This window comes from Mycobacterium sp., from assembly GCF_032159565.1.
GTDB lineage: Bacteria > Actinomycetota > Actinomycetes > Mycobacteriales > Mycobacteriaceae > Mycobacterium.
Window position 1 is genome coordinate 17,549 of sequence record NZ_JAVHWR010000094.1, and the last position, 10,548, is coordinate 28,096.

Sequence of the window (10,548 nt, forward strand, 5' to 3'; positions counted from 1 at the left end):
ATTGCGAGAGCTCATGTGTCACCGCCGTATTCGGGGTTGCCGCCGCGACCGCCACGCGGTTGGGCTTGGCCCGATTGTCCCCGTCGCGGCTGGTTGACGCGGTCCCAAAACTCCAGGGGTCCGCTGACCAGCCGCTCCGTCACCTGAGAGCTGTAATCTGCGACGTCGCGTATTCTCAGCCGGCCGTCCATCCACTTCTCGGCAAAATCGAAGTAATCACTAACCAGGCCCTGCACCGATTCGGTCCAGAGGTTGACCGCTGTCGCCACGGCATGGGTCGATACCTCGGTGGGCTCGACCTCGGGGTCGGCTTGCGGAACTTTGTCTTTGTAATACACGAAATCCCTCGGATACGGTTTCTCGGCGTCGGCCTTTCCGCCGAGGAGAAACTCCGATGAAGCCGTGCCGTATCCGGTGAGGCAGACCAGCCGCTGCTGTGCATAGGGCGATAGACCCTCGATGTGGACCACTTTCCGAGTCTTCGCGCTGACACCGGGCTTGGTCGGGTCGCGTTCGTCATTGGCGACTTCGATGTTGATGAAGCCGCGGTCGACGGTCACCTTGCCGTCGCCCTGCCCCGGCGGCGGGTCGTCGAGGTCGTAGTCGATGTGGGCGATGCCTTCGTCCAGCTTCAGCTTCGGGTAATACTTCAGGTTAGTCGTCAGTTGCAGCCCGCCTAGGCCGGGGAACCCGACCGTCTCCAGCACGCGGAACCAACCGTCGGTCCGTTCGGGTGGATCGCAGGGATCCATGCTGAGAAAGAATTCGGGATAGTTCTCGTTCCAGTTGAAGGGGTTGACGATTTCGACTACGTCATGGAACGACCTGCTGTCTGAATGGAGGTTGGTGTCGACCACAACCACAGGCAGGCCATCGATGGTGACGACTTTCGCGCTGCACAGTGGGATGTCCTGCGTCGACGGGTCGACGACACCCGCCGTTATCGCTGCGTATTTGCGCAGGCGTGAGAAGTGGCCGCGGCCCGCGCATCGAGCGTCGACTTCATTCCAGATGTCTTCGAACTTTGCGCCGGCCTTCCCCAGCCGGCTGTCGTAGGGCTCGTCGTCCGGGCCGAGCGCGGCGAGTGCTTCCATGTATGCGTACATGAGGTAGTCGTCCGGCATGTACGTCATCTTCGGCGCGGCGGCCTGATGTGCGCGGGCGGCGGCGGTGAGCCCGTAGAGCAGCCTGGACTTCTGTGGCTTGGTCAACGCTGGGCGCGGGCGGCGTGGCCCATTTTCACCATCACCTGTGCTTTGACTGGCCGCCCGTTCGATGTCCGCGACCTTGCTGGCCGCGCCAATCCTCGAACAGGCCTCGCCCAGATCCGGGTTGCTCTTAGCATTCTTCCCGAAGAAGAAGCGCTCGATCTCGTCATACCATCCGCAGTTTGCTGAGAACCCGGGCACAAAGCTGTCGACCGCGTTCGCGACCGCCGGGTCATTGGACCGGCCGACCGCCTTGTCGAGCGCGCCGTAAACCTCAATCAAATCCCGCAGCATCCCCATAGCGACTCCTCGCCCTGTTTGCCCAGGTAGCATACCGAGAAATCGGCACGCGCAAGATTAGATAACCGGAAAGGGGCGTCGGGTGAATCGGGGGATCGATGACGCCGGCTTCAACGATCTACCTTGGGTCTCGGTTTTCGATCCGGCCGCCAATGCACGTGCGCTCAACTCGATCCAGGCCGAAGGGTTTCGGGCGGCCGGCGAACTGGTGGACCGCTTCGTTCGAATCGCCCGAGGCGGCCTCAACGGCACGGATTGGCCGACAATATCGAGCGCGCCGCTGAACAACGAACAGCGCGCAGACATCTTCGGCGCCACGGATGTTGCGCCTTTGCTCAAATCATGGTGGTCCGTCATCGGACAGATGCTGCTGGGAGCCGAGGCCCAAGATTCTTCTGGGCCCGAAGAACCCGTCGTGGACCTGGAGAAGGTCGAAACCGCCGGTCGCATCGAGCTGGTGACCACCGCACCCGGTGTCGCCACCACAGAGGTGTGGTTACACAACCGCGGGGCAACCGATTTCGGCGACGTGACCGTGCACTGCAGTGAGCTCTTGGCGCACGACGGCAACACCATTCCGCCCGAAAGCGTCCGTGTGCTGCCGCAAATGGTGGCGATGCCACCGCGCAGCAGCCGCGGAATCGCCGTGGAAGTCAGTGTCGCGGTAAACGTCGCCCCCGGCACGTATCGCGGAAACCTCCTGGCTTCCGGCGGATCGGGATTATGGCTGCCGATGGTGCTGGCGGTCGAAGCTGCGCCGTCGTGACAAGCACCGCCGACGGCGTGGACCTGGTTTCCTGGGTCGACGAGCGCCTCCGCAAGGTGGCACAGCTCATTCGACGATCGATGCTGGACGCAATGCCAGACGGGGAACCGAGCCGGTGGTTGTACGCGCCGATGCGCGAGTATCCGTCGCGAGCTGGCAAGGCACTTCGGCCGGCGCTATGCCTGTCAGCTGGGCGGGCTTTCGGCGGCGACACTGAGGATTTGCTCGGTGTCGCGGTGGCAATCGAGTTGTTGCACAACGCTTTTCTTGTCCATGACGATATCGCCGATGGTAGCGAGATGCGTCGGGGCCGCCCGACGCTGGCGGCTAGTTACGGATTGTCTGCGGCGTTGAATGCAGGTGACGGGTTGGCGGTCGTGGCTGGGCAGGTGTTACGTCAGGCCACACGGAAATTCGACCGCGATCTCGCCGACCGGGTGTGGACGGAGTTCGACACCATGGCCCTGCGAACGCTGGAAGGGCAAGCCCTCGAGGTCGGGTGGCAATTCGACAACGTCGAAGACCTCACGCCGGCTGACTACCTGGAACTAATCATGCACAAGACATGTTGGTACACCACCATCCATCCATTGCGGGTGGGTGCGTTGGTGGGCTCCCGGGGAACTGCCGAACTCGATCTGTTGATACGGTTCGGCTTCCATTTCGGCGCGGCATTTCAAATTCGAGACGACTTGCTCAATCTTGTTGGGGATGAATTCGTCTACGGCAAGGAGATACTCGGCGATCTGTACGAGGGCAAGCGGACGTTGCCCCTCGTTCACCTTAGCGCAAACGCTCGGGCGGCCGATGCTGAGATAGTTCGCGATTACTTGCGTAGAAGCCGCGACGACCGGACGGCCGATCAGATACAGACAATTCGGGACATGATGGATCGATACCGCAGCATCCAATACGCGGCGGAATTCGCCGAGGGCATTCTCTCGGTGGCCGAAGACCACTTCGAAGCCGCCTTTGCCGGAGCGGAGCCAGGTCCAGACCTCGATTTCCTTCGATCATTGGTGCCGTACGTGTGGGCTCGGTGGCGTTAACGGGGATAACGCAGATGTGGTGCCCGTGCAGGTACAGCAGTATGTCGACGACGGTACCGACTCGATGGGAACGTAGATACCGGTGAGCGGTTGCGCGGGGGCCTCGCCACCGAGGGCGATCTTGACGTACAGGGTTATCCCGGGGGCAGGAATGCCGCCCGGTCACGTGGTTCACCGCAATCCCACCGTGCGACGAAATAGTCTGACCGCCACAGCTTCACGCATCCCAGGTCCGGGTACATCACAGGTTTATGGTGCCAAGGGATGCAACTACCTAAGCCAAATCAGGGAACGACGTCATTCCGGCCAGGCGGATTGCCTAATGACGCTGACGAAGTCTTGGCGGCGGAAGTCCCGGATCAAAACGGGCCAGGACGTCGTCGTTCATCGTGCCGAATGTTATCTCGGGCCGATCCTTGTGCCGACGTAGAACGTGCGCTGAATGCGATTCTTGAAATGGTGTCTAACTGGGTGAGCAGGTAGCGGAGCTGGGTGGCATAAAAGGCGCTGTGGCGGACCCTTTCCAAGAACGCCCAGTTTTGGTCCGGCAGAATAGATTTCACCAGCGGCCGCCCAACCGTCCACACCATCGTGTTCGACATCGACGACGAATCCCTCGGCGGCCAGGCCGCGACGCACCGTCTCGGCAAGCCGGGACTCGTCCTCGACCAATAGCACGCGCAAGAGACGCCGTCATCTGCGGGTTCACCGATCCGATGATCCCAGCAGAGCAGAATGCTCGGCCGCCATCGATTCCTTCTCAGCGTTGCCAAAGCTACCGGCCGCCATGCTGGAACCATGTCCGACGTCAGCGCGGTCAACGCAGTGTGGGTCGCGATCGCCGTCGTCGCCACACCGGGAAGTTTGGTGGCCGGGCTCATCATCATTGCCTTCGTCCTCGGCGCCCGCCGGCTGTCCCGCCACCGTTATATCGCTGTCGCGATGCACGTCGCGGCGCTGCTCACCGCCCTGACAGCGTTGGTGATCGCAGTCCACAGCCACGGGTGGGTAACTAGGCTCGACACGGCCACCACGTCCTGGTTGGTCGCGCACCGATCCGTCGGCTTCGACATTGCCGCGTCGGTGATTACCGACCTGGGCAGCCCGATCGCGACCGCGGCCGCCGGCACGATCTGCGCGGCGCTGCTGTGCTGGCGGGCACGTTCAACGATCCCGGGAATCATTGTCCTCGGCACCGTCGGCGCCGCGGCGCTGGCCAGTACCGCGCTCAAAGCAGTGGTCGATCGGCCGCGGCCCCCGCCGCAATGGCAGATAGTCCTCGAGACCGATCCGTCATTCCCGTCCGGTCATGTCACCGGCAGCGCGGCGCTGCTCGGCATCATCGCTGTCTGCGTCGGAACGGCGCGCAGCCGCACAGTGCGTGCGTGGCTGGCGAGCGGGGTGGTCACCGGTGTGCTGGTCATCGCCGCTAGCCGCCTCTACCTCGGTGTGCACTGGCTCACCGACGTCGCCGCGGGGGCGATCGTGGCCGCGGTGTTCGTGACTATCGGGGCCACCGTGTTCGGGGCCCTCCACGCCAGGTTCGGCCAATACGGCGTCCCGCGGGCCGCGCCGTCACCCGGTGAAGCCCCGGCGCTGACGACGTACGCCGCCGGGCGCGTGAACCGCGACACCCGCATCGCGGCGGACCGCGACGGTACGCGCTGCGCGAGCTCGCGCGACATCAGTGAACCCCATCTTGAAAGAAAGCCATGAGAAGAATCACGCGCACAGTGTCGGGTGTCGCGGCGGTCTTGGCTGTCGCGGCGGTTCTTGGCGGGTGCGGGACCAGCGGAACCGCCCCGTCGGGGTCGGCCACCCTCAGCAGTAGCACTGCCGTGGGGGCGCCGACACCGAAGAGCAACCCTGCCGGCGACATCCCCGAAAACCAAGCGTTCGTGCCGTTCACTGCGCCCACCGGGCTGTTCACCGTGTCGGTGCCCGAAGGGTGGGCCCGCAGCACCGACGGCGCCGCGACCATCTTCACCGACAAGTCGAACACCGTGCGTATCGAGACACGCCCCCTCGCCACCGCCCCCAATACCGAGTCGGTGAATATCGACGAATTACCGGCCATCGCGTCGTCCACCTCTGGCTACCGTCTCGGGATGGTGACTGCAGTGCAACGCAAGGCCGGTCCAGCCATGGTGATCATCTATCAGGACACCTCCCCCCGGAACCCGGTCACCGGCAAAACCGGAACCGACGCGATCGAGCGCTACGAGTTCTGGCGCGACGGCCGCGAAGTGATCCTGACCCTGTCGGGCGCGGCCGGTGCCGACAACGTCGACCGATGGCGGACCGTCACCGATTCACTGCGATGGCGGTGACCGCACAGTCGGCGATACCGCCGGCGCTGGAAGCCCGGTCGCTGTACCGGTTCTACCGTGCCGGCGACGAGGAAACCCTTGCGGTACAAGGAGTATCGCTGAGGCTGGAGCGTGGCGAATTCGTCGCCGTCACCGGAACCTCCGGGTCATGCAAATCGACACTGCTGGCATGTCTGGCCGGCATGGACAAGCCCGACGGCGGCAGTGTGCGCATCGCCGGCCGGCGGATCAGCCACCGCCCTGAACCTCAACGCACCCGATCCGGGCCCGCCACATCGGCATGCTCTTTCAGAACTCCAACCTGCTCGCGGGATAGCGGCTCGTCGAAGGCCCTCAGCGTCCTCTCAGTGGGCCGGTACCACAGTGGTGCCATCGACGTATGGCCGCCACAGCCAAACCAGATTGCGGGTCGACGGGTCACGCTCCGGCCAGCCCGCAAGCTCTCGTTGACAGGTCCAGCGGGGCGGAAGACGGGCGCGGCGCTTGGCCGTGCCGTCGCCGGTTCACTGTTCTTTCGGCACCGATTGTGTTGCCGCTTCGAATCGACTGCGATGGGTCCCCAAAACCCGGCGAGCGTGGGCCGCCCAAGCGCAGCACTCTTCCGTCACGGAACGCGGCGGCGAGAACCGGTTGTGACCCGTTGTGATTTAACAGACTAAGTGTGCGCTAATGCTTTGGTACCAAACGTATTTCGAGTCTAGCATGCTGGTGCTGTACCCCACCGAAAGGTAAGGTGGACGCCATGCGAGCAAAGACACTAGTCCCCGGACTCGTATCCAATGCCCGCAACGCTGGAATATCCGTCTGCAGGCCGGGCGCATGCAACTGAAAACAGTGATCGGCTTCGGCATGTCTCGCAACCGTCTCGGACCGAGATCGAGCAGGTCAACGCCACTGAGCGGACCCTCTGTCGAGTCGGCTACCAGGATCTGACCGCCGCGTCCTTCCGCCATCACCTGCGCCGCCCGGTTCAGCACGTCCCGAAATAGTCCCCGTCCCGCAGTTCAGCCTCGCCTGCCGCCAATTCCATCTGCACCGGCAATTCCAATCCCCGCTGCTGGGCACCGCAGCATCCACAGCGGACGTCGGCGACGCCAACGCGTCGCATACCCGTAACCGGTGTGTTTGAACAGAAAGCCGCGTGCGCCTCAATCACCTTGCGCAACACAACGGCACGCACGATCAGTGCTGAGGCATCCCGTCCCCTTCTGCCTCCCATCGACGGGTCGAACGCTCTACATCGGTGCACAAGAACGTCACTTCACCCAAAGGAGCAGCCTCCGTCATGGCATCTCCTCTACCCACGCGATACACCCTTCGTAGCCAAGCAATTCCACCATGCCGCGGTAGCGCTCCCGAAAACGTGCGTAAGCGGCGTCATCGCGGTGAGCCCGCGCCAATAGAGCCCTCAGCCGCAACAGCCAGATGTCGCGCATCACCAGACCCTCATCGGCTGGCGCCGCCGCTAACCGCTCGATTGCGGCCTCGGCTTCGGTCACGTCACCGTCGGCACAGCGGTCGAGCAGCGTTTCCACCAACACACCTGTCGCGGGAACGCCCCACAGCAGCAGTCGTCCGTCGCGGAAGAGATGGTCGCAGGTGGCGCGCATGAGCGGGATGGCGCCATCGATTTCTCCGCCCCTAGCCCTTTCGCGTGCCAAGTAGACCTCGACGATCGGCAAATCGCAGAGGTTGTGTCCTTGGTTTAGGAACACTTGGCTGACCTCGGCCCCGAGCTGCTGCCCGCGGTCACGTTCCGCGGCGTTTTGGCGATGCACCAGCGCAAGTGCCAACGTCGCCTTGGTGAAGCCCATCACGACGTCATCGCTGGATCGCTCTGCGATCCGTAGAGCATCCTCGATCGCCTGCAGCGCAGGATCATCGGGCCTTAGCACGCCAAACGGTACCCCCAACAAGTAGACATAGCCGACAACCCCGGCGTAGGACGCGGGGTCGGCGCGGCGGGCCATAGCCAGGCTGTGCCGGAGGTCTTCTGGCCATCCCGGACGACCGAGGAAATAACGGGCCATACCCCGTGACGCAAAGGCGAGTGCTAACGGCGACCCGACAAGAAAATTGCCTTTTGACAGATCACCGTCAGCCAGGTCGATAACAGTCTGTGACCATCGCAGCACGTCACTCCACTCGGCGCTTTCGATTTGACCGTAGATCACCGGAAAGGACAGCCCCACCGTCAAGGTCGCATCTCCGACCGCCTCGGCGAGGGCCCAGGCTTCCGATGCCAGATGCGACGCCTCGCGCACCCGGTCTTGATGCGCGTAGCCAACCACCAACCCCGCCGTCGCGATGCCCAGTGACGCCTTGTCCCCGGCGGCGCTGCACAACTCCCGCAATTCATCGAAGCGGTCACCGGCAACGTTGGCGTGGACTCGCCAGCCGGTTCCGCACAACATTGTGCGCGGGGCGATGCGCATGGCCGCCCGGTGCGGGTGTCCGGCGGGTAGGGCATCGGCGATGTCGGCCGCTCGCTCCCAACTCAGTCGCGCCGCGCTTATGTCGCGGTTGGTCGCCCACGTTGCGGCGCGCATATGCCAGCCGTAGGCGGCGTGCAGATCACCGGCGGCCTCCAGATGTTTTGCGATCAACGCTGCATTTTCGTCGCCCGATTCCGGCTCGCGGGCTTCGACCGCGGTGGCGACCCGTCGGTGCAATTCGGAGCGATCCGATTTGAGCTGTGCTTCGTAGGCCACCGAATGAATGAGCGGATGGTGGAACACATACTCCGGTTGTCTGGTCGAGCTGACCTGATCGATGAGTTGGGCCGCCACCAGTTCGTCAACGACCGGCTCAACACCGAGCACCGTGAGTAGGCCGAGGCCGAACCGGGAGCCGATGACCGCCGCTGCGCTCAGCGTGCGCTTGGCTTTTGGATGGAGCCGGTCGATGCGCGCGGCAATGGTCGCCTGTAACGTGGCGGGCACCCTCACCGCGCCTACCTCCGCCGCCGACATGTAGGCACCAGGTTCCCCACGCAGCACACCGCGCTCGGCCAGGTCGCGCACCAACTCCTCGGCGAAGAACGGATTACCGGCGGCCCTCTCGGCGACTCTCTGGCCCAGCGCATCAACCGACGGGTCGGCGCCGAGGAGATGTGCGACCAGTGCTGCCGTTTCTGAATCACTGAGCGGGGCAAGGGTTACGGTTTGGGCACCGGCCACTCGGGCCAACGCGCCGTGATATTCGGGTCGGTAGGTGACCAGCACCAGCGAGGGCGTCTGCGGGATCACCGCAAGGAAATCGCTCAGCATCGACTCGCTGACCTCATCGATCCAGTGGGCGTCCTCAATGACATAGATCGCCGGGCTTTGGCGGGACAATCTGGCGGCGTTCACCAGCGCGGCCAACCGCCGCCGACGCGCATCGGGATCAATCGTCGGTATAGCAGTATTCAGGTCGGCGATGCCGAGCAGATCATCAAGCAGCAGCGCATCCTCAAGGTCTGCGTCTGGAAATTGGTCTCGCACTCGAGCGCGGGCAGCCTGTCCGTCAAGACCCTCGACGCCGGTGGCGGCCTGCAACAGACGCCCCACGGCATGAAAAGGGACCTGGCTGGTGTGTGACTCACAGAAGGCGCTGAAAACCTTCCCACCTCGGACCGCTGCCGTCGCGGCGACCTCGCGCACCAGACGGCTCTTGCCGATGCCGGGTTCACCCACCACCCCAACCACAGCGCCATGTCCACCGAGTGCACGGGCCAACAAGCCCTCGACGGCAGATATCTCCCACCGGCGACCGACTAGATTCGCCTCACCGCGCTCAGTAGCGCGATGCCGGTCTGCTATGCCCAACAGGCGGTAGGCGGTGACTGGTTCTTTTGTGCCCTTAATGCGGACCCTCTCCGGTTCGCCCAGCGCCGCTGTGCCATCAACCAGTCGCGCGGTGGAGACGCTGAGCATCACCCCACCCGGCGCAGCGATCGATTCCATCCGCTGAGCCATACCCACCTGCTCACCGACGGCGGTGTAACCGATAGGCCGAGAACCGATCTCGCCGGCGATCACTTGACCGGAGTTCAGCCCCATCCGCAATTGCAGCTCCACACCGTCGCGGTCTTGCACATCGGAGGCAAGTCGCTTGGCTTCCTCCTGAACGCCCAGGGCTGCCAGACATGCACGCAAAGCGTGGTCCTCAAGGGAGACTGGCGCGCCGAAGATGGCCATGATCCCGTCGCCGGTGAACTTGTCGACGGTTCCGCTGTAGCGGTGCACCACCGCACCGGCGCAGTCGACCAGTTCGGCCATGATCTCGCGCAGCCGCTCAGGACCCACCGCGGCCGCGATGTCCATCGAACGAACAACGTCGGCGAACAGCACCGTCACCTGCTTGTATTCCGCCGATCGGTTGACCTGTGTGACCGGTGCCCCGCACTCGTTACAGAACTTCGAGTTCAGCAACAGTTCGGTGCCGCACGAACCACAGACCAGCCCCCTCGCGGTCATTCCACGACACCATTCCCGCTGGGGTCCACGTCACTATCGTTTCATCGCCGGTAAACGATGTCCGTCATATCGCAGTGCTGACTCTGACACGAGGTTTAGAGACTCCTACGTATTGTTCGGGACACCGGGATAGTCCTCGCAACACCGGACTTACGCAACTGACCGGAACATTGACAACACGGCGCTCTGGGTACATATGAGCAACGCTGATAGCCCGATTACTGTGAGCTTCCGCAACGCTGATGCCTGCCGGGGATCGAGAGAATGCAAAACGATGCCGTCCTGGCCGCCGCAGATGTGACCAGGATCGGGACTGTGGATTAAACGGTGTTTCCGGCCTGACACGCTGAGGGATGCTCGGCGGGGAAGGTGCCGTGATGACGACACTGGATGGCGTGACGAAGAAGAAGCCGGCTGAGCAATCGGCTGAGCAGC

7 protein-coding genes and 1 pseudogene are annotated in these 10,548 nt (G+C 63.5%); 5 read left to right on the plus strand and 3 right to left on the minus strand.

Annotated elements, in window-relative coordinates; genetic code table 11:
- Positions 1–11: 11 nt before the first annotated feature.
- Positions 12–1,502: a hypothetical protein gene (locus QOC76_RS11640; RefSeq protein WP_526356990.1), complete on the minus strand. Its 1,491-nt coding sequence runs from the start codon at positions 1,500–1,502 to the stop codon at positions 12–14.
- Positions 1,503–1,590: 88 nt separating this feature from the next.
- Between QOC76_RS11640 and QOC76_RS11645 the strand changes: the two genes are divergently transcribed.
- The gene (locus tag QOC76_RS11645; RefSeq protein WP_526356991.1) at positions 1,591–2,274 is read left to right on the plus strand and encodes a hypothetical protein; all 684 of its coding nucleotides are present in this window, start codon (positions 1,591–1,593) and stop codon (positions 2,272–2,274) included.
- A 92-nt stretch (positions 2,275–2,366) separates the two neighbouring features.
- A complete protein-coding gene (locus tag QOC76_RS11650; RefSeq protein ID WP_526356996.1) occupies positions 2,367–3,323 on the plus strand; it encodes a polyprenyl synthetase family protein in 957 nt (318 codons plus the stop codon).
- Positions 3,324–3,887: 564 nt separating this feature from the next.
- Here the strand turns inward: QOC76_RS11650 and QOC76_RS11655 are convergent.
- Positions 3,888–4,007: pseudogene (locus tag QOC76_RS11655) on the minus strand (response regulator); the annotation flags it as partial.
- A 114-nt stretch (positions 4,008–4,121) separates the two neighbouring features.
- Between QOC76_RS11655 and QOC76_RS11660 the strand changes: the two are divergent.
- Genes QOC76_RS11660 through QOC76_RS11670 form a run of 3 tightly spaced genes read left to right on the plus strand, consistent with a single transcriptional unit; the run spans position 4,122 to position 6,312 of the window.
- Complete coding sequence (locus QOC76_RS11660) at positions 4,122–5,039, plus strand: phosphatase PAP2 family protein (RefSeq protein ID WP_526356992.1); 918 nt, start codon at positions 4,122–4,124, stop codon at positions 5,037–5,039.
- Positions 5,036–5,653: a hypothetical protein gene (locus QOC76_RS11665; protein ID WP_526356993.1), complete on the plus strand. Its 618-nt coding sequence runs from the start codon at positions 5,036–5,038 to the stop codon at positions 5,651–5,653. The genes QOC76_RS11660 and QOC76_RS11665 overlap by 4 nt, the downstream gene beginning before the upstream one ends.
- Entirely contained in the window at positions 5,644–6,312 is a 669-nt protein-coding gene (locus QOC76_RS11670) for an ATP-binding cassette domain-containing protein (RefSeq protein WP_526356997.1), read from the plus strand. Before QOC76_RS11665 ends, QOC76_RS11670 begins: the two co-directional genes overlap by 10 nt.
- A gap of 624 nt (positions 6,313–6,936) precedes the next feature.
- On the opposite strand, the gene QOC76_RS11675 is transcribed toward QOC76_RS11670, so the two are convergent.
- A complete protein-coding gene (locus QOC76_RS11675; protein WP_526356994.1) occupies positions 6,937–10,113 on the minus strand; it encodes an ATP-binding protein in 3,177 nt (1,058 codons plus the stop codon).
- Positions 10,114–10,548 lie beyond the last annotated feature (435 nt).

Bases quoted from the DNA above. Each gene is read 5' to 3' on its own strand.
- QOC76_RS11640 (WP_526356990.1), bottom strand. From the start codon at position 1,502: ATGCTGCGGGATTTGATTGAGGTTTACGGCGCGCTCGACAAGGCGGTC.
- QOC76_RS11670 (WP_526356997.1), top strand. From the start codon at position 5,644: ATGGCGGTGACCGCACAGTCGGCGATACCGCCGGCGCTGGAAGCCCGG.
- QOC76_RS11650 (WP_526356996.1), top strand. From the start codon at position 2,367: ATGCCAGACGGGGAACCGAGCCGGTGGTTGTACGCGCCGATGCGCGAG.
- QOC76_RS11675 (WP_526356994.1), bottom strand. From the start codon at position 10,113: ATGACCGCGAGGGGGCTGGTCTGTGGTTCGTGCGGCACCGAACTGTTG.
- QOC76_RS11665 (WP_526356993.1), top strand. From the start codon at position 5,036: ATGAGAAGAATCACGCGCACAGTGTCGGGTGTCGCGGCGGTCTTGGCT.
- QOC76_RS11660 (WP_526356992.1), top strand. From the start codon at position 4,122: ATGTCCGACGTCAGCGCGGTCAACGCAGTGTGGGTCGCGATCGCCGTC.